The organism is Nocardioidaceae bacterium (assembly GCA_018672315.1).
Taxonomy (GTDB): Bacteria; Actinomycetota; Actinomycetes; order Propionibacteriales; family Nocardioidaceae; genus TYQ2.
The window spans coordinates 1,360,964-1,378,870 of sequence record CP076053.1 but is presented as its reverse complement, the minus strand read 5'-3'; the positions used below and the strand labels follow the sequence as shown (position 1 = coordinate 1,378,870).

The 17,907-nt window shown below is 73.3% G+C and carries 17 protein-coding genes; 11 read left to right on the top strand and 6 right to left on the bottom strand.

The window, feature by feature from the left end; genetic code table 11:
- Positions 1-15 precede the first annotated feature (15 nt).
- From KLP28_06415 to KLP28_06400, 4 genes are read left to right on the top strand one after another with little or no spacing between them, the layout of a single operon-like run.
- Complete coding sequence (locus tag KLP28_06415) at positions 16-1,224, top strand: hypothetical protein (GenBank protein QWC86322.1); 1,209 nt, start codon at positions 16-18, stop codon at positions 1,222-1,224.
- Positions 1,221-2,441, top strand: a complete 1,221-nt coding sequence (locus KLP28_06410; GenBank protein ID QWC86321.1) for a hypothetical protein — start codon at positions 1,221-1,223, stop codon at positions 2,439-2,441. The genes KLP28_06415 and KLP28_06410 overlap by 4 nt, the downstream gene beginning before the upstream one ends.
- The gene (locus KLP28_06405; GenBank protein QWC86320.1) at positions 2,438-3,691 is read left to right on the top strand and encodes a hypothetical protein; all 1,254 of its coding nucleotides are present in this window, start codon (positions 2,438-2,440) and stop codon (positions 3,689-3,691) included. The genes KLP28_06410 and KLP28_06405 overlap by 4 nt, the downstream gene beginning before the upstream one ends.
- Positions 3,692-3,724: 33 nt before the next feature.
- Positions 3,725-4,888, top strand: a complete 1,164-nt coding sequence (locus KLP28_06400; GenBank protein QWC86319.1) for a hypothetical protein — start codon at positions 3,725-3,727, stop codon at positions 4,886-4,888.
- A 10-nt stretch (positions 4,889-4,898) separates the two neighbouring features.
- Here KLP28_06400 and KLP28_06395 read toward each other — a convergent pair whose 3' ends face one another.
- Positions 4,899-5,609, bottom strand: a complete 711-nt coding sequence (locus tag KLP28_06395; protein QWC86318.1) for an EcsC family protein — start codon at positions 5,607-5,609, stop codon at positions 4,899-4,901.
- A gap of 129 nt (positions 5,610-5,738) precedes the next feature.
- On the opposite strand from KLP28_06395, the gene aat reads away from it, so the two are divergent.
- Positions 5,739-6,488 (top strand): leucyl/phenylalanyl-tRNA--protein transferase, encoded by a 750-nt coding sequence (aat, locus tag KLP28_06390; GenBank protein QWC86317.1) that lies wholly within the window; start codon positions 5,739-5,741, stop codon positions 6,486-6,488.
- Here aat and KLP28_06385 read toward each other — a convergent pair.
- The 3 genes from KLP28_06385 to KLP28_06375 all read right to left on the bottom strand — a co-directional run bounded on the left by KLP28_06385 (position 6,448) and on the right by KLP28_06375 (position 7,987).
- The gene (locus tag KLP28_06385; GenBank protein ID QWC86316.1) at positions 6,448-6,720 is read right to left on the bottom strand and encodes a hypothetical protein; all 273 of its coding nucleotides are present in this window, start codon (positions 6,718-6,720) and stop codon (positions 6,448-6,450) included. The two genes, aat and KLP28_06385, sit on opposite strands and share 41 nt — an antisense overlap.
- 76 nt (positions 6,721-6,796) lie before the next feature.
- Positions 6,797-7,669, bottom strand: coding sequence for an Fpg/Nei family DNA glycosylase (locus tag KLP28_06380; protein ID QWC86315.1), 873 nt, complete (start codon positions 7,667-7,669; stop codon positions 6,797-6,799).
- Positions 7,670-7,741: 72 nt separating this feature from the next.
- On the bottom strand, positions 7,742-7,987 hold the full coding sequence (locus tag KLP28_06375) for a hypothetical protein (GenBank protein QWC86314.1): 246 nt from the start codon (positions 7,985-7,987) through the stop codon (positions 7,742-7,744).
- A gap of 95 nt (positions 7,988-8,082) precedes the next feature.
- Between KLP28_06375 and KLP28_06370 the strand changes: the two genes are divergently transcribed.
- Together KLP28_06370 and KLP28_06365 are read left to right on the top strand one after the other, a co-directional pair.
- Positions 8,083-9,273: an ATP-binding protein gene (locus KLP28_06370; GenBank protein ID QWC86313.1), complete on the top strand. Its 1,191-nt coding sequence runs from the start codon at positions 8,083-8,085 to the stop codon at positions 9,271-9,273.
- Positions 9,274-9,395: 122 nt separating this feature from the next.
- The gene (locus tag KLP28_06365; GenBank protein QWC86312.1) at positions 9,396-10,724 is read left to right on the top strand and encodes a DUF222 domain-containing protein; all 1,329 of its coding nucleotides are present in this window, start codon (positions 9,396-9,398) and stop codon (positions 10,722-10,724) included.
- Positions 10,725-10,742: 18 nt separating this feature from the next.
- Here KLP28_06365 and KLP28_06360 read toward each other — a convergent pair whose 3' ends face one another.
- The gene (locus tag KLP28_06360; protein QWC86311.1) at positions 10,743-13,184 is read right to left on the bottom strand and encodes a glycoside hydrolase family 3 C-terminal domain-containing protein; all 2,442 of its coding nucleotides are present in this window, start codon (positions 13,182-13,184) and stop codon (positions 10,743-10,745) included.
- 59 nt (positions 13,185-13,243) lie between these two features.
- On the opposite strand from KLP28_06360, the gene KLP28_06355 reads away from it, so the two are divergent.
- The 4 genes from KLP28_06355 to KLP28_06340 all read left to right on the top strand — a co-directional run bounded on the left by KLP28_06355 (position 13,244) and on the right by KLP28_06340 (position 16,368).
- Complete coding sequence (locus KLP28_06355) at positions 13,244-13,978, top strand: NAD(P)-binding domain-containing protein (protein QWC86310.1); 735 nt, start codon at positions 13,244-13,246, stop codon at positions 13,976-13,978.
- A 77-nt stretch (positions 13,979-14,055) separates the two neighbouring features.
- Positions 14,056-14,856 carry a glycerophosphodiester phosphodiesterase gene (locus tag KLP28_06350; protein QWC86309.1) on the top strand — a complete coding sequence of 267 codons (801 nt, stop codon included), beginning with the start codon at positions 14,056-14,058 and terminating at the stop codon, positions 14,854-14,856.
- A gap of 57 nt (positions 14,857-14,913) precedes the next feature.
- Positions 14,914-15,378 carry an ATP-binding protein gene (locus KLP28_06345; GenBank protein QWC86308.1) on the top strand — a complete coding sequence of 155 codons (465 nt, stop codon included), beginning with the start codon at positions 14,914-14,916 and terminating at the stop codon, positions 15,376-15,378.
- 42 nt (positions 15,379-15,420) lie between these two features.
- A complete protein-coding gene (locus tag KLP28_06340; GenBank protein QWC86307.1) occupies positions 15,421-16,368 on the top strand; it encodes an SEC-C domain-containing protein in 948 nt (315 codons plus the stop codon).
- A gap of 178 nt (positions 16,369-16,546) precedes the next feature.
- Here the strand turns inward: KLP28_06340 and KLP28_06335 are convergent, their stop codons facing one another.
- Positions 16,547-17,884 (bottom strand): cation:proton antiporter, encoded by a 1,338-nt coding sequence (locus tag KLP28_06335; protein ID QWC86306.1) that lies wholly within the window; start codon positions 17,882-17,884, stop codon positions 16,547-16,549.
- Between the last annotated feature and the right edge of the window lie 23 nt (positions 17,885-17,907).

Here is a 17,907-nt window from a genome sequence, read left to right as displayed (position 1 = left end):
GCCAAGATGACCCCCGTGACCGACCCCGGATCCCCTCACCGACCGCGGTGCCGGGTCGTGGTGCACGTCGGTGCCCCGAAGACCGGCACGACGTACCTCCAGGAGCGCCTGGCCGCCAACGCCGCGCGTCTGGCCGCCCACGGTGTGACGTACCCCGTGCTGGACGGCGGTGACCACTTCAGCGCCGCGCTCGACCTCATCGACATGGACTGGGGCGGTCAGCGCGAGCAGGTGCGCGGCTCGTGGGACGAGCTCGTCGCCGACGTCGCCGCAGCACCCGACGGCGCGACGGTCATCGTGTCGCACGAGCTGCTGGCCGGGGCGAGCAAGGCCCAGGTCAGGCAGGCCGTGGCCCAACTCGAGGCAGCCGGCTGCACCGGGGAGGAGACCAACGAGGTGCACGTCGTGTACGCGGCGCGCGACCTCGCCCGGCAGATCCCCGCCGAGTGGCAGGAGGGCGTGAAGCACCGGCGCAAGCGCTCGTTCGCGAAGTTCACGACGGTCATCGGTTCCGCCCGCAAGGGGCCGGGGGCGAAGATCTGGTTCTGGCGTGCCCAGGACGTGCGCGGCGTGCTGACCCGCTGGGGGGTCGCGGTCCCGACCGAGCGGCTGCACCTGGTGACGGTGCCGCGCTCGGGGGCGGGGCCCGACGAGCTCTTCCACCGCTACTGCACGGCCATGGGCATCGACCCCTCCTGGGCCCCGGAGCCGGCGGGCGGCGCCAACACCTCGATCGGCACCGCGGAGACCGCGATGCTGCGACGGCTCAACAAGCGGCTGAAGGCCGTCGACTTCCGCAACGAGGCCTACCGGGTGCTCGTCCGCCAGCTCGTCGTGCACGAGACCCTCGCGCAGCGACCGGGCAGCGACAAGGCCGCGATCGACGCGACCGTGCACTCCTGGGCCGCACCGCTGGCCGAGGAGTGGATCGGCTGGGTCCAGGAGCAGGGCATCCCCGTGGTGGGGGACCTCGACGAGCTGCGTGTCCCGGCGCCGCGACCCGGCGAGCGCACCCGACCGGTCGACAAGCCGAAGCAGGGCGACGTCGCCGACGCCGCCATGGACGCCCTGGTGGCGGTGCTGCAGCGAGCCGCGCAGCACGACCCGCAGGCCCGGCCCGTCAGCCACCCGCGGGCGGCGGCCCTGGCACGTCGCGTGGCGCGACGGAGCAAGCGCGCGCTGCGCCGCGTGCAGGGCACCCCGACTCCCGGTGAGGGTCCGTGACCCGGCCGCTGCCGGACTTCCAGGCCGCCGCCTGGTCGTGGGTCCACCACCTGCGGGCCGGCGGGTCGACGCCGTGGGACACCTGGAGCGCCGGCGAGGTGCCCTCCGCGGCGCCTCCTGCGTACGGCGTGCCGTTGCCCGGCGCCGCGCAGCTCGAGCTGCTGCGCCGTCTCGCCGAGCGCGCCGAGCACAGCGTGGGCTCGGGCACCGCGGCCGACTTCGCGGCGCTCGCCGACACCGTCATGGCCGTCTCGGGGCCCGGTCGCGGGCTGCCGGAGCTGCCGCTGCCGGGTGCGCCCGTGGAGGGGTCCTCGGGTCCGCGCCCGGTGCCGATGGACGAGCTGCCACCGGCGGAGCTCGTCCGTGTCGCCTCGGGCGTGCTGGTCTCGCTGCTGCTGCGGCACGACGGCGTCCCGGCCGTCCGCGACCACGGCACGAAGCAGCCGTGGCGGCGCGCGGTCAAGATCACCGGTGCCCCGCAGACCGTCGACTCGCTGCGCGGTCAGCTGCGGCAGCGCGCGTACGACGACGCCGGTCCGCTCGAGGCCGCGGTCGTCGTGGTGCTCCCCGTCGACGTGATGGCCGCCGAGGTGTGGGCCCACCGCGTGCTGCGCGGCGCGGAGGTGAAGTGGGGACGGTTCTGGGCCAAGTGGCACAGCGACGACCAGCTCCCGGTGTACGCCGACCCGGCGTCGCTGGCCGAGAAGTGGGTCGACCGCCTCGGCGCCGACCGGGTCTTCGTCGTCGTCGCCCCCAGCTCCGCGCGTGCGGCCCAGCTGCTCGACCAGGTGCTCGAGGTCGACCTCGAGCCGCAGGACGTCGGACACCTCGACCTCGGTGCTGCGTGCGTGGAGGTCGTCCGCAACGTCAACACCGCGCTCGGCGTCGCCACCGACGAGGAGGGGCGCAACGAGGCGCGTCGTACGCTGCGCCGCCTGCTGGCCGTGGAGACGCGCACGCAGGGCCACCGCCCGAGCGGTGCAGACGTCGTGCCGGCGCCCCCGGCCCAGCTGCGTGGGTGGCTGCAGGACATGGCCCGGGAGTCCCAGGCGAGGCTGGCCGAGAGCGGCTGCGTCATCGTGGGCGACCTCGAGGACCACGGCCCCCGGGAGGCGCTCGGCCTCCCCGAGGGGCCCGACGAGCACGCGGTGCTCGAGGCGGCGGTGACGGGATGCCTCGCCGTCGCCCGAGGACTGCACGGACGGGAGTCGGCATGAGCGTGAGGCGTGTGGTGCTGCACATCGGGGCGCCGAAGACGGGCACCTCCTACGTGCAGGACGTGCTGTTCCGGCACGCCGAGCAGCTGACTGCCCAGGGCGTGCACTACGTCGCGGACCGGTTCGACGCCCACTTCCTGGCCTCGCTGGACCTGATGCAGCTCGACTGGGGCGGCCTCGAGCGGGAGGCCGTGGGGGCGTGGGACCGGCTCGCCGCGGCGACGCTGGAGCGTGAGGGCACGGTCGTCATCAGCCACGAGATCCTCGCGCGGGCCTCGCGCACGCAGGTGCGTCGCGTGCTGGAGAGCCTCGACGGGCTCGAGGGCGGCAGCAGCGAGGTGCACGTGCTGTACACGGCCCGGGACCTCGTACGCCAGCTGCCCGCGGAGTGGCAGGAGAACGTCAAGCACCGCCGCACGATGGGGTACGCGGAGTTCCTCGAGCGCATCCGCGAGAACGCGCTGGACGACGACGTGGCCCAGTGGTTCTGGGCCGTGCAGGACGTGCCGGACGTGCTCGACCGCTGGGGGTACGCCCTGCCCCCCGGCCGGGTCCACCTGGTCACCGTGCCGCAGCCCGACGCACCGCGGGAGCTGCTGTGGCAGCGCGTCCGCGACGTGATCGGCCTCGACGACACGGGTCTGGACCTCAGCGCCCAGCGGTCCAACGCCTCCCTGGGAGCGGCCGAGGCGGCCCTGCTGCGCCGGGTCAACGAGGCGGTCAACGCCGACACCCCGGCGCCGATGTACCGCGACTACGTCCGCGAGCTGCTGGCGCACCGCACGCTCTCCACGCGGCGTGACTCACCGCGCCTGGGACTTCCCGAGTCCGACCACGTCTGGGCGGCCGACCTCGCCCGGCAGTGGCAGCGGCTGCTGCAGCAGCGCGACGTCGACGTGGTCGGCGACCTCGCCGAGCTCGTCCCGGCGGACCCCGAGGAGCTGCCGGCGCACGGCAACCCCGACCGTCCCAACGAGGCGTACGTCGCGGACGCTGCCGTCGCCTCGATCGCCGCGCTGCTGGCCGAGACCGTGCGGCTGCGCGGCATCGAGGAGCACCTGCACGGCAAGCTGCAGCGCCAGGAGCGGGAGTTCGCCGAGGAGACCGAGCGGCTGGGTCGTGAGCTCGCCGAGGCGTACGAGACCCCGGGCTTCCGCGTACGCCAGGCCGTCGTCGGTGCTGCCCAGCGCAGCGAGACGGGACGCCGCCTGCACCGGGTGTACCGGCGCGCCCGGGGACGCCGCGACTGACCGACGGGTCGGGGCTGCGGGATACTCACGGCCATGTCACGCCGGGTCTACATCCACGTGGGGGCGCCGAAGACCGGCACCACCTACCTCCAGGACCGCATGCGGCTCAATGCCGGAGCGCTCGCCGAGCACGGCGTGCACTACGTCGTCGACGAGGAGATGCCGACGCACTTCGGTGCCGCGCTGGACCTGATCGAGGAACCGTGGGGCGGTCAGCGCCGTCACTTCGTGGGGGCCTGGGAGGAGCGGCTGATGCGCCGCGTCCGGGCGACCGACCGTGACGCGACGCTGGTCATCAGCCACGAGATCCTCGCCGGCGCACGGGCCGAGCACGTCGCCCGCGCCATGAGGGACCTCGGTGAGGGCGGCGACGAGGTGCACCTGGTCTACACGGCGCGGGACCTGGGGCGTCAGGTGCCCGCGGAGTGGCAGGAAGGCATCAAGCACCGTCGTCAGCGCAGCTTCGCCACGTTCCTGCAGCAGATCCGCGAGGCCGAGCACGAGGACCCGCGCGAGCTGTGGTTCTGGCGGGTCCAGCACGTGCCGGAGGTGCTGGCCCGGTGGGGCGCCTCGCTGCCGCCGGAGCGGGTCCACCTGGTGCTGGTGCCGCAGTCCCGTGACGGCGAGGACTCGCTGTGGTTGCGGTGGTGCCGCGCGCTCGGGGTCGACCCCGCGTGGGCGCCGAGGGACAGCCAGGCATCGAACTCCTCGATCGGTGTCGCCGAGATCCGGGTGCTGCGCGACCTCAACGAGCGCCTCGGCGAGGTCGACCTGCCGGGTCGGCCCTACCGGCGGCTCGTCCGCCAGCAGCTCGTGCACCACAACCTTGCCCAGCGCGAGGGCATGACGAGGGCGGCGATGCCACCGGACCAGCACGCCTGGGCCACCGACCTGGCCAGGGAGTGGGTGCGCGAGCTCGGGGCGTCGGGCTACCGGGTCTACGGCGACCTCGACGAGCTCGTGCCGCGTCCGGGGCCGGATGCCGAGGCGTGGGTGGATCCCGACGAGGTGTCGGTGGAGGACCAGCTCGACGTCGCGCTCGACGCCCTCACGGCGATGACCGAGATCGCGGCGGAGGAGGGTCGGCCCGGGCCTGCGGGTGCGCCCGCGCCGCCGGGCCCGGCCGCGCCGCCGGGCCGCCGCGAGACCCTGACGCTGGCGGTGGCGCGGCGCCTGCGGGACCGGCTGCGGCGCTAGTCGGCGCCCGTCAGCGGGCGGCGGGCCGCTTGCGCAGCTCGCGTGAGGCGTACGTCGCCAACCCGCGCGTGGACCAGGCGTCGGTGCCCGCGGCGACCGCCCCGCCCAGCACCGGCACGCGACGCCCGACCTGGGTGGCGAGGCGCCGTCCCGCGACGCGGGTGACGAGCTCGCTCGCGACCTCGGCGGCGATCACCGGGGCGAGCGTGCTGTCGTGCTCGGGGGCGGTGGCCAGCGCCATCGGAGGTGCGGGGACGCGGCGACGGCGCACGAGCTGGCGTACGCGGTCCTCGCCCAGCAGGGTGGCGAGCACGGCGTCGCGGACGCGCGGGTCCTCGACGTCGTAGCCGCGCAGGTGCGCGATGCCCGCGACCATGCGCGACTGGACGACCGTGATGCCGACGAGGTTGGCGGGGATGGACGCGAGCGAGGTCACGAGGCCGCCGAGGTTGGTCAGCAGGCCCTGAGCGCCGGCGAGCGCGATGTGGTTGCGGGTCCAGGCGTCGATGGCCTTCTCGACGTCGCCGTCGTGGTCTCGCAGCTGCTCGTCGGCGGCCTTCGTCGCGGCGGGGAGGGGGCCCACGCCGTGGAGCGCACGCTCCAGGGCCTGGTGCACGACCTTCGCGCTCATGCCGGGTGCATGCTCGCTCGCACCCTCCGCAGCACGATCGCGGGCGGCGTCGACGACCTTGCCCTTCGCGAAGTTGCGGATCCGGCCCATCGGGTTCCTCCAGGTGGCTGCGTGTCTCGACGGTCCCTGGCGGACGTGCCGGGCTCGTCTGCGAATCTAGCGGTACGGCGGAGGCTTCCCGTGGGAGTGCACGGGCACGCAGCGGGAAGGACGAGACCCATGGCACCGGTCGAACCCGAGCCGTCGCGGTGGGCTCTCCCCGACCTGCGGGGCACCGCTCACGGACGCCGTGCCGGCGACGTCGTCGCACTGGGCGCGGACCTGGCCCCCGGGACCCTCCTCGCCGCGTACCGGGCGGGGCTGTTCCCCATGCGGCTCGACGAGGGTGACTTCTCGGAGATGGCGTGGTGGTCGCCGGTGCACCGCGGCGTCCTGCCGGTCGGGGACTTCCCCGTACGCCGCTCGCTGCGCCAGTCGGCGCGCGACATGGAGGTGCGGGTCGACACGGCCTTCGCGCAGGTGGTGCGGGCCTGCGCCGACCCGCCGCGGGACGGGGCGTGGATCGACCCCGACATCGAGGAGGCGTACAACGAGCTCCACCGGCTCGGCTGGGCGCACTCGGTGGAGGTGTGGCAGCACGACGAGCTGGTAGGCGGGCTCTACGGCATCGCGGTCGGCGGCCTCTTCGCGGGGGAGTCGATGTTCCATCGCGTACGCGACGCCTCCAAGGTCGCCCTGTGGGGGCTGGTGACGCGGCTCGACGACGAGCACGCGGAGCGCCGCCTGCTGGACGTGCAGTGGCGGACGGACCACCTCGCGACCCTCGGCGTGGTCGAGGTCAGCCGCGAGGACTACCTTGACCGGCTCGCCCGCGCCCTGGACCTACCCCTGCCCGCGGCCTTCGCCGGGGCGGGCTCGGAGTCGGTGCTCAGCTCCAGGGACGTCCGTGTGCCTGGTCCTTGTTCGTGACCGCCTCAGCAGTGCCGATCAGCATCACCGCGGCGACCACCGCGAGGATGAAGCCGAGCACGTTGAGCTCCCAGATGCTGCCGGAGCCGATCAGCCAGGCGATGGTGCCGCCGATGAGCGACCCGACGAGGCCGAGGCCGAGGGTGGCGAGGATCGACAGACGCTGACGCCCGGGCTTGAAGAAGCGGGCGAGGACGCCGATGACGAGGCCTGCGACGAGAAATCCGATCATGCCTGCAGCATCCCCCGGTGCCACCGCGTCACGCCTGGCCGCTCCGGCCGCAGGAGGCGGTCTGGTCGGGCGGGACCTACTTCAGGAACTTCGAGGTGCGCCGGTCGGCCAGCGGCTTGCCGTCGGTCTGACAGGTCGCGCAGTACTGCAGCGAGGAGTCCGCGAAGCTGACCTCGCGCACGGTGTCGCCGCAGACCGGGCACGGTTGGCCGGTGCGGGCGTGCACGGCGAGGTTCGCCTTCTTCTCGCTCTTCAGCTCGGTCGCCGGGGTTCCCGAGGCCCGGTCGACGTGCGTACGCAGGGTGGTGCGGACGGCGTCGTACAGCGTGGCGAGCGCGTCGGGGTCCTCGGCGATCGCGCTGGCCGGCTTGAACGGCGACATGCGGGCGGCGTGCAGGATCTCGTCGGAGTAGGCGTTGCCGATGCCCGCGACGTTGCTCTGATGTCGCAGCACGCCCTTGACCTGTGCCCGGCCGGCGCCGGCGAGGATGCCGGCGAGGGTCTCGGCGGTGAAGTCGTCGGTGAGCGGGTCCGGCCCGAGGCGGGCGACGCCCTCGACCTCGGCCGGGTCGCGTACGACGTAGAGCGCCAGGCTCTTCTTCGTGCCCGCCTCGGTGACGTCGAGCCCGGAGCCGTCGTCGAGCACGATGCGCAGCGCCATCGGCGACTTGTTCGACGGCTTGGGTGGCGTGGCCGGCACCTCGTCGCGCCAGCGCACCCAGCCGGCGCGGGCCAGGTGCAGCACGAGCCAGGTGCCCGAGCAGGAGATCGCCAGGAACTTGCCGTGGCGCTCGACCCCGTCGATCGGCCGGCCCGACACCGCGCTGAGGGGCGGGTCGAAGGTCTTCAGTGCACTGAAGGCGGCGACGTCGACGCGCGCGACGGAGCGTCCGGCGAGGCGGCCACGCAGGTCGAGCACGAGCGCTTCGACCTCGGGCAGCTCCGGCACGCCGTCATCCTAGGCCGCAGGGGTGGCGCGACGCGTGCCTCTCGCCCAGTATGGAGCTCTCTAGCGCGAATGCTAGACGCGGTCAGACTTCGCTCGCGAGCGACGGACGAGCCAGAAGACGCCCCAGAGGACGAAGAGCTCCGCCGTGGCGAGCGACAGCAGCCGCACCATGACCTCGGCGCTGGTGGGCCGCGTCTCGCCCGGCTCGAGCGCGTCGAAGCTGCCCGTGACGAACAGGATCACGAGACCGATGGCGATGCTGATCAGGGTGACGAGCAGGGCCAGGGGGAGCGGGGACCGGATCCAACGACGACGCATGGGGCGAACGCTACGGCTCGGCGCCAGCGCGACACGCGCTAGGTGCCGCTAGCGCAATCTAGCAAGGAGCCTAGACAGCGCGATACCGTCCGATCGTGGACCCCGTGAGGAACCCGTACGCCCCCGGCGCCGGTCAACGCCCGCCCGAGCTGGCGGGTCGTGACCTGCAGCTGCAGCAGTTCGAGGTCACGCTCGAACGCGTCGCATCGGGCCGTCCCGAGCGGTCGATGGTCGTCTTCGGTCTGCGCGGCGTGGGGAAGACCGTGCTGCTCAACGCCCTGCGTGGTCAGGCCGTGCAGCGGCTCTGGGGCACCGGCAAGGTCGAGGCGCGCCCCGACCAGTCGCTCCGGCTGCCGCTCGCCCAGGCACTGCACGCCGCCATCCGGGAGGTCGCCCACCGCCACCGCGATCCTGAGCGCATCGACGAGGTCGCCGGGGTGCTGAAGTCCTTCGCGCTGCGCACGGAGCTGAAGGACCGCAAGGGAATCCGCTGGACCCCGCCCACCGACGTGGCGGCGGCGAAGGGGCGCGCCGACTCCGGTGACCTCGAGCTCGACCTGATCGAGCTGCTCACCGACATCGGGGAGCTGGGCCGCGACCTCGGTGTCGGGCTGGCCGTCTTCATCGACGAGATGCAGGACGTCGCCACCGAGGAGCTCGCCGCCCTGTGCGGGGCGTGCCACGAGATCAGCCAGCAGGGGTCGCCGTTCATCGTCGTGGGCGCGGGTCTGCCGCACCTGCCGGCGGCGTTGGCGGCGAGCAAGTCGTACGCCGAGCGCCTCTTCCGCTACGTGCGCGTCGACGCCCTGCCGCGGGAGATGGCCGACCGGGCGTTGCTGATCCCGGCGGAGTCCGAGGGGGTGGGCTTCGAGCCGGACGCGCTCGACGAGCTGTACCGGCTGACCGACGGTTACCCCTACTTCGTGCAGGCGTACGGCAAGGTCGTCTGGGACGCAGCCCTCGCCGACCCGATCACCGTCGACGACGTCCGGGAGGGTTCGCCGGAGGCCGAGGCCGAGCTCGCCGGGGGTTTCTTCGGGGTGCGGTACGACCGCGCGACCCCCGCGGAGCGCGACTACATGCGCGCGATGGCCGACCTGGGTGAGGCGGTCGGCGACGGACCGGTGAGCACGGCAGAGATCGCCAAGCACCTGGCGCGCAAGCCCCAGTCGCTGTCGCCGGCGAGGGACGGGCTGATCAAGAAGGGCCTCGTCTACTCCGCGGAGCGGGGGACGGTCGCGTTCACCGTGCCGCACTTCGGCAAGTTTCTGCGTACGCGCCGGTAGTCGGGTCTGCCTCGAGGCATCGGTTTCACCGCCGTCGCCGAACTGTCGGTGGTCGCACGTATGTTCGACTCAGGCACATCGAGCGCGAGACAGACGGACGGACGGGGCCGACCACGGTCCCCGTGTCCGACCTGCCTGCGGTGCTGCCCTCGCTGCTGTCGACGCACGAGGTCGAGGCCCTCGACGAGTCCGCGCTCCTCGAGCTGATCGGCTCCGCCGAACGCGCGAAGTCCGCACTCGCCGCCCTGCAGGCACGGGCGAGCGCGACACTGCACGAGAAGCGCTGCCGACGTGAGGAGGCCGGTGGCGTCCCGGCAGCCCAGCGGGGGCGGGGTCTGGCGTCTGAGATCGCCCTCGCTCGCCGCGAGTCACCGCACAAGGGATCCCGGCTGCTCGGGCTCGCCCGTGCGCTGGTCGACGAGATGCCTCACTCCCTGCGAGCCCTCGAGCGCGGCGAGGTCAGCGAGTGGCGCGCCACGATCGTGGTCAAGGAGACCGCCGTGCTCACGCCGGTGCATCGACGCCAGGTCGACGCCGAGCTCGCCCATCAGCTGCCCGACCTCGGCGACCGCCGCGCCGGCGCCGCTGCGCGCGCGATCGGCTACCGCCTCGATCCGACGTCCAGCCTTCGACGCGTCCGCGGTGCCGAGTCCGACCGCTGCGTCAGCGTGCGACCGGCTCCCGACACGATGACCTACGTGACCGGCTTCCTCCCGGTGAAGGACGGCGTGGCCTGTCACGCAGCCTTGCAGCAGGCAGCCGACGCCGCGCGGGCGCAAGGGGACGAACGCAGTTGCGGTCAGCTCATGGCCGATCTGCTCGTCTCGCGCGTGACCGGGGCAGAGCCGGCCACCGGCACGCCGATCGCGCTCCACCTCGTCATGGACCAGCAGGCGCTGCTGGCGCCGCCCACCGACAGCGCGGAGGGCGTAGGCGTCGACCCGGATGACGCGATCGACGGCAGCGAGTCCGCTGCGCATCTCGACGGCTACGGGCCCCTGCCCGCGTGGCTGGGGCGTCGTCTCGTGCGCGGTGCCGACCGGGTCTGGCTGCGCCGGCTGTTCACCGACCCCGTGACCGGACAGCTCGCCGCCACCGACTCCCGCGCCCGCGAGTTCCGCGGCGTGCTGCGCCGGCTCCTGGTGCTGCGCGACCAGACCTGCCGTACGCCGTGGTGCGACGCCCCCGTACGCCACCTCGACCACGCCACCGCCGTCAGCGACGGCGGGCAGACCACCTACGCCAACGGGCAGGGCCTCTGCGCACGCTGCAACCTCGTCAAGGAACTCGACGGCTGGTCACACCGACCAGACGCCACCGGCACCACCGTGCGCGGGCCGACCGGCCACACCTGGTTCAGCCCCACCCCGGTGCACCGCCCACCCGCGCGGGCACCCTCACCCCGCCGCAGCCCCGCGGAGACACAACTGGCCGGGCTGATCGCTGCCTGAGGGCCGGCAGCGATCGGCTCAGCCGAGGTCGAGCCGTGCCCTGACGTCCCCGAGACCCCGGGCCAACAGCACGGTGCCGTCCAGCGGCATCTGCTCCCATCGACCGGCCGCGGTGTCCCATCGGCGCATCATCCGCGCGTCCGCACAGACCCGCACCCGTCGCTCGGCTCCGGAGTCCACCGTTGCCGCGGTCCAACCGACGAGGCGTACGGGTTGGTCGTCGGCCGCCGGGTCCCAGTAGAGCTGCACGACCTCGCGACTCTCCCGCTCACCGAGGTTGCGCAGCGTCACCGCCACGTCCAGGGCGCCCGGGCCGGTGCCGTCGATGGTCACCTCGGCGTCGGCGTACTCCCAGGCGCCGTACCCGAGGCCGTGCCCCGCCCAGAACAGCGGCTTTGGCGCCCGTCCCGCCCAGTGACCCCGGTAGCCGATCCACGGCCCCTCGTCGTAGGTCAGCTCACCGTCGACCGGCGTCACGCTCCAGGCGACCGACCCGCCGTCGGCCCGTGGGAACGTCGTCACCAGTCGACCCGCCGGCTCGACCTCGCCCAGCAGGGCGGCTGCGACCGCGTGTCCGCCCTCCTGACCGGGAAGTCCCGCCCAGAGCACCGCGTCGACCTCATCGAGCCACGGCATGAGCACCGGCGTCGCGGCGTTCACGACCACGACCGTCCGCGGGGCGACCGCCGCGACGGCACGGACGAGGTCGTCCTGGTCCCCCGGCAGCGCGAGAGTGCTCTTGTCGACGGCCTCGGTCTCCTGCTCCTCCGTCAGACCGACGACCACCACCGCCACCTCGCACGCCCGGGCAGCGCGCCGGGCCTCCTCAAGGACATCCTCGGTCGGCCGCACCGCGGTGGTCGCCGCGATCTGCAGCCGTGCCACCCCGGCCATCGCCCCCTGGTCGTCAGCGTCCAGCAGGCGCACCGTGCCCTCCAGGTGGTGCGGTCCCTCGCCGCGCAGGTCGACACGGAACGTCTCCCCGGGCAGCTTCAGCATCTCCTCGCCGAAGCCGTCACCGTCCACGCGCGCCGCGTACGACCGCTCCTCGCCGGCGAGCCGCAGCGTCCAGTCGCCCACGCCGAGCCCGCCGACCTCGACCCCGCCGTCGAGCAGCACCTCGGCGCGTACGCGGATCCCGACGCACGGCCGAGGCAGGTCGTCGTCCCACCCGACGACGGTCTCGGCCTCCTCGGTGCGGCGGGTCTCCAGCACCTCGCCGTCGGCGTCGAGCAGCTCCCACACCACCGACGCGTCGCTGCCGCCGGGTGCGCACAGCACGTCCTGCCGCGCCATCGTCGGGCGCCGACGCACGGCCACCCCGTCGACCACGGCCGGGCCGGAGGCCAGCCGCGTACGCAGGCCCTCGACGATGCTCACCTGATGCGGCGGGTTGACCTTCGAGGAGCCTCCTCCCATGCAGATCGTCTCGACGGCGTGGCGGCCGACCAGCGCCACGGCGTCCGTCGACCGCAGTGGCAGCACCCCGCCGCGGTTGGTCAGCACGGTGAGGCCGGCCGCGGCGAGACGCGTCATCTGTTCGCGGCGCACCGTGGAGTCCGGCGTCGGCAGGTCAGCCGGCGCCTCGCGAGGAGCGCCCCGGGCCCCGACCCGGTCCGCGAGCAGCAGCAGGCGGCGTACGTGCTCGTCGACGGTCGACTCCGCGACCTCGCCGGACTCCACGGCCCGCACCAGCGCATCGCCCCAGGGCCCGTCCGGCCCGGGCATCACCAGGTCGAGGCCGCCGTTCGCCGCGGGGGCGGCAGAGGTGGTCGCGAACCAGTCCGACATCACCAGCCCGGTCCAGCCCCAGTCGTCCCGGAGCACCTCGACCTGCACGTGGTGCTGCTCGGTGGCGGGGATGCCGTTCACGCGGTTGTACGCCGACATCACCGACCACGGGTCGGCGTCGGCGACGGCGATCTCGAAGGGCAGCAGGTAGATCTCTCGCAGGGTCGCCTCGTCCACGACCGAGCTGACGGTGTTGCGCTGGGTCTCGGACTCGTTGGCCACGAGGTGCTTCAGGCAGGCGCCGACGCCCGCGGCCTGCATCCCGCGCACGTACGCCGCAGCCAGGCGCCCCGAGAGCAGTGGATCCTCGGAGTAGGCCTCGAACAAGCGCCCGCCGAGCGGCGAGCGGTGCAGGTTGATGGTCGGTCCGAGCACGACGTGCACGCCCTGGGCGAGCGCCTCCTCGGCCAGGATCCGGCCGACCTCCTCGGCGGCGTCCTCGTCCCAGGACGAGGCCAGCACGGTCGCGTTCGGCAGCAGCGTCACCTCGGGTCCGCCGCTGAACTGCAGTCCGCGCACACCGGTCGGACCGTCGGAGAACGCCATCGGTCGCAGCCCCAGACCGTCGTGGCCGTGCAGCGTGAAGGTGCTGGCGCCGGTCAGCAGGCGCACCTTCTCCGCCAGCGGCACCGTCGAGAGCTCCACCGGGGACTGCGGGACGTCGTTCATCGGACTGCACCTCCGCTCGCGGCGGGAACACGCGCCGTGCCCCGCGGGTTGACCCCAGCATGACGCGTGAGACGACACCTGAGGCGACCGAGACGACCATCGGGTTCATCGGTGCGGGCAACATCGGCGGCACCGTGGCGCGCCTGGCGGTCGACGCCGGACTGGACGTGGTGCTGTCCAACAGCCGTGGCCCGGAGACGCTGGCGGATCTCGCCGCCGACCTCGGCGAGCACGCGCGCGCCGGCACGACGGCCGAGGCGGCGGCCGCCGACGTGGTCGTGCTGACCGTGCCGCTGAACGCCCTGGACGACGTCGTGGCGGCGGTGCCGGAGGGGACGCTGGACGGCACGGTCGTCCTCGACACCCTGAACTACTACCCCGAGCGCGACGGGCGCGTGACGGCGCTGGAGGAGGAGTCCACGACGACCAGCGAGATGGTCGCGGAGGCGTTCCCCACCGCCCACGTGGTGAAGGCGTTCAACAACATCTTCTTCGGGCACCTCGGGGCGCTGGCGCGCCCTTCCGGCAGCCCCGAGCGCTCCGTGCTCGCGATCGCCGGCGACGACGAGGACGCCAAGCGCGCCGCCACCGAGGTGCTCGACCGCCTGGGGTACGACGCCCTCGACGCGGGGCCCCTGGCCGAGGGGTGGCGGTTCCAGCGGGACACGGCCGCGTACGGGCTGCCCTACGACGGCAGCGCCGACGGACGGTGGCAGGCAGCCACCGCCCGACCGGTTCCGGCCAGTGCGATGCAGGACGCCCTCGACCAGGCGCGGCGCTACCGCGACATGTGAGCCGACCCCACCCCTGAGGGGGCGGTCCCGGCCCCCAGGTGCGTGCAATCGCCCACGACGTGCGGTTGCATGGGTGCGTGCCCCCTCCGTCGCAGCCGCAGATCGTCGCCCACCGCGGCGACAGCGCGACGGAGGCCGAGCACACGCTGGGGGCATACGTGCGCGCACTCGAGGCAGGTGCCGAGGCGGTCGAGTGCGACGTACGCCTGACCGCGGACGGGCACCTCGTCTGTGCGCACGACCGGGACCTGCGACGCACCGCGAGCCACCGTGGCGTCATCAGCACGATGACGCTGGAGGAGCTCGACGCCATCGACGTGGCGAGCTGGAAGAACCCCTGGCGCGACTTCGACGACGAGGCCGAGGAGCGCGACCGCTCCTGGGACACGGTGCTGCCGCTGCGCACGCTGCTCGAGACCATCGCGAGCCAGCCCCGGCGCATCGAGGTCGCCATCGAGACCAAGCACCCGACCAGGTACGCGGGGCTGGTCGAGAAGCGGGTGGTGGACCTGCTGCGCGAGTTCGGGTGGCACACCGGCGAACGCGCCCGGGTGCTGAGCTTCTCGTGGGTGGCGCTGACGCGGGTCCGCCGGCAGGAGCCGCGGATCCCGATCGTCTACTGCATGGACAAGCGGCGCACGTGGGTACTCGCGCAGGGTGTCGACGACAGAGGGTGGATCGCCGCCCCGGACATCAAGCTGCTGCGGCGTGACGCCTCGCTGCGTGACGCCTGCCGTACGGGGGCGCGCCGCATGCACGTCTGGACGGTGAACGAGCTCGCCGACCTGGAATGGTGTGCCTCGCTGGGGGTTGAGGCGGTCATCACGGACAAGCCGGGCGACATGCTGCGAGGCCGTGACTCTTTACCCAGCGGCTAGTTGTTTCTTGTGCAGACACGCCGATCAACCCGTTGACTTGACGCTGAGGAGGTGTCGATGAATCCGCAGAAGGTACGCCCGTCGGTCGTCGACACACGTCTCGACGCCACGCGACAGGTCGAAGGCCACCTGCGCGTGCCGTTCCACCCCTCCTCGGCGGCGGTCGCGCGCCGCCAGCTGCGGCTGTGGCTCACGCGCCACGGGGCCGGCACGCGGGTTCCCGACTTCGAGGACCTCGTCGACTGCGCCGAGCTCGTCGTCTCCGAGCTCGTGGGCAACGCGATCCGCCACGCCCAACCGGTGCAGGGCGGCGTGCTGACGCTCTGCTGGAGCCTGAGCCCCGACGGCCTGGTCGTCTCGGTGACCGACGGTGGCTCCGCGCTCGTGCCGCACCGGGTGGACGCACCGCCGTCGGCACAGTCCGGCCGCGGCATGGCGATCGTCGACTCGCTGACCAAGCGCTGGTGGACCGAGCTGACCGCCGAGCGAGCCACGGTGCACGCCCTCATCGCTCCCGGCTGACCAGCGGCCTTCCCGGCGGCCGCCCCGCGTACGCTGCGCGCCATGGCGAAGAAGAACCGCACCAAGCCCTCGACCGGCGCCGGCGCCGGGACCCTCGCGCCCGGCGAGGTCGGCCCCAGGCAGCCGTGCCCGTGCGGGTCGGGCAAGCGCTTCAAGAACTGTCACGGTGCGTCGAGCGGCGCGGCCCCGTACGTCGCCCGGCCCTTCGCCGGCATGGCGGCCGAGGCCGAGCTCGTCGCGCTGCGTGAGCTGGTCCCCGCGGCGACGGCGCCGCTGCGCCTGGTCGGCGAGCACGCCGACCGTACGGTCACGCTCGCGACGCTGCTGCCCGGCGGCGCCCCCGCGCTCGTGCGGGAGGACGGCGAGGTGATGCTGGGCCTGCAGGTGCAGCGGGACTCGGGCGACGTCTCCCGCGACCTCGCCGTCGCGCTGCTCGCGGCGCTCGAGGCCGCCCCCGGCTCCGTGGTCGAGGTGCCCGCCTCTCCGGGGGTCGGGCCCCGCCTCGGCGACCTCCTCGCCGACGAGCCGCTCGAGGTCACGGTGCACGACGGGTTCGCGTTCTGGGTGGCCGAGGACGAGCCCGACCCCGGCGTGGCGGCGGCGATCGAGGCTGCGGACGACGTCATCTGGCCGACCCGGCGCCTGCCCGACCACGGCGCCGCCTACTGGACCGACGTCGGGTCCAAGGAGCACCTGCGGTGGGTGATGGGCGATGACGAGGACGCGTTGCTCGACGCGCTCGCCCGTCTTCACGCCGCGGACGAGGACCGCCTGGTCGAGGGTGGACGCCTGGTCGGCATGTTCCGCGCGCACGGCGTCCTCGCCCCGGTGTGGGACCTGCCGCTGGGCACCGGCGCGGACGTGCTCGCCGAGCCCGCGACCACGCTGCGTACGCGGCTGGAGGAGCTGATGGCCGAGAACGCCCCGCTCACCGCGTCGGAGCGCTCCGCGCGGGCCGGCCTGGCCAACCGTCAGGTCACCATCCGGTAGGCGGCCCGGTGCGCAGCCCGGTAGACAGCCCGATCGACGTCGGCGACGCAGACCACACGCCCGTCCCGGCGCGGCGCACGATGCACATGCGTCCCACTGGATAACGTCTGTCACGCCGGTCGCCGTTGTCTCCCCCGTCAACGGCGGCCGTGCTCACCTCATGGTCCCCTCAGCCGTCTCAGACGCTCGTCTCCTGGTGTCCCCGGCGGTGCTGACGCCGGTGGGCGTCGACCTTGCCCAGCACGGGCGTCGCGGTGATGCCGTGCAGCGTCACCGACAGCACGATCGCGAGGCCCGCGATCGACCACAGCTCGACGGTCTCGACGCCGAGGAAGCCCGTCGCGTACGCCAGGTAGTAGATCGTGCCCACGCCACGGACCCCGAAGAACGCGATGGTCCAGCGCTCGCCCTCCGTGGTTGCGTGCCGACAGTCGGCGGGTGCGGGGGCGATGCGCAGCGACAGGTAGGCCGTCAGCGGGCGGATCACCAGCACCAGCAGCACCGCCACCAGGGCGCCCTGCCAGGTCAACGCGCTCAGCAGGCCGCGGCTGACCGCGATGCCGAAGAACAGCAGCACCGCGAGCGTCAGTACCACCTCGACCCGCTCGATCACCTGGTGCATCGCACGGTTGTAGGCGGCGCGACGCTCGGCCGAGCGCATCGCCATCGCGCACAGGAACACCGCGAGGAAGCCGTAGCCCTGCAGCACCTCGGTCAGCCCGTACGCGGTCAGCAGCGCTGCGAGCACCAGCAGCGGCTCACCCCGGTCGGCCAGGCGCAGCGCCTTGATGCGGGACCCGTACGCGAACCTCGCCAGGACCCGCCCGACCGCGAGCCCGACGACCACGCCGATGGCCACCTTGACCAGCACGTAGTAGGAGCCCCAGCCCAGCGCGGCCTGCCAGGAGTCGACGGTGTGCACCGCGCCGGCGGCGAGCAGCGCGATGTAGACGAACGGGAACGCGAGACCGTCGTTCAGACCCGCCTCGGAGGTGAGCGAGAAGCGCACCTCGTCGTCGTCCACCTGGCGCGGGTCGACACCGGACTCGGAGTCCACCACCGGTCCGCCGATCTGCACGTCGGAGGCGAGCACCGGATCCGTCGGCGCCAGCGCGGCGCCCAGCAGCAGCGCCAGCGCGATCGGGACGCCGGCCAGCCACCAGGCCGACAGGGCGACGAGGGCGATCGAGAGCGGCATGCCGATCGCGAGCAGGCGCCAGGTGCCCGACCAGCGTCGCAGGGAGCCCTTGTCGCGCAGCGACAGCGGCCTCTCGATCGCCAGACCGACACCCATCAGGGCCACGATCACCGTCAGCTCGGTGACGTGCTCGATCGCCTGCTGGTTGGTGAAGGGGTCGATCGTGATGCCCTCGGTGATCGGGCTCAGGCCCAGCACGATGCCGAGTCCCATCAGCACCAACGGCGCCGACACGGCCACGCGCGTCAGTGCCGTGGGCAGCACGACCGCCAGCAGCAGGCAGGCACCGAAGAGGAGGAAGGCGACATCAGAACTCATCGTGGTGTCACTCTGCCCACCGA

Bases quoted from the DNA above. Each gene is read 5' to 3' on its own strand.
- KLP28_06405 (QWC86320.1), top strand. From the start codon at position 2,438: ATGAGCGTGAGGCGTGTGGTGCTGCACATCGGGGCGCCGAAGACGGGC.
- KLP28_06400 (QWC86319.1), top strand. From the start codon at position 3,725: ATGTCACGCCGGGTCTACATCCACGTGGGGGCGCCGAAGACCGGCACC.
- KLP28_06395 (QWC86318.1), bottom strand. From the start codon at position 5,609: ATGGGCCGGATCCGCAACTTCGCGAAGGGCAAGGTCGTCGACGCCGCC.
- aat (QWC86317.1), top strand. From the start codon at position 5,739: ATGGCACCGGTCGAACCCGAGCCGTCGCGGTGGGCTCTCCCCGACCTG.
- KLP28_06385 (QWC86316.1), bottom strand. From the start codon at position 6,720: ATGATCGGATTTCTCGTCGCAGGCCTCGTCATCGGCGTCCTCGCCCGC.
- KLP28_06375 (QWC86314.1), bottom strand. From the start codon at position 7,987: ATGCGTCGTCGTTGGATCCGGTCCCCGCTCCCCCTGGCCCTGCTCGTC.
- KLP28_06360 (QWC86311.1), bottom strand. From the start codon at position 13,184: ATGAACGACGTCCCGCAGTCCCCGGTGGAGCTCTCGACGGTGCCGCTG.
- KLP28_06355 (QWC86310.1), top strand. From the start codon at position 13,244: ATGACGCGTGAGACGACACCTGAGGCGACCGAGACGACCATCGGGTTC.
- KLP28_06345 (QWC86308.1), top strand. From the start codon at position 14,914: ATGAATCCGCAGAAGGTACGCCCGTCGGTCGTCGACACACGTCTCGAC.
- KLP28_06340 (QWC86307.1), top strand. From the start codon at position 15,421: ATGGCGAAGAAGAACCGCACCAAGCCCTCGACCGGCGCCGGCGCCGGG.
- KLP28_06335 (QWC86306.1), bottom strand. From the start codon at position 17,884: ATGAGTTCTGATGTCGCCTTCCTCCTCTTCGGTGCCTGCCTGCTGCTG.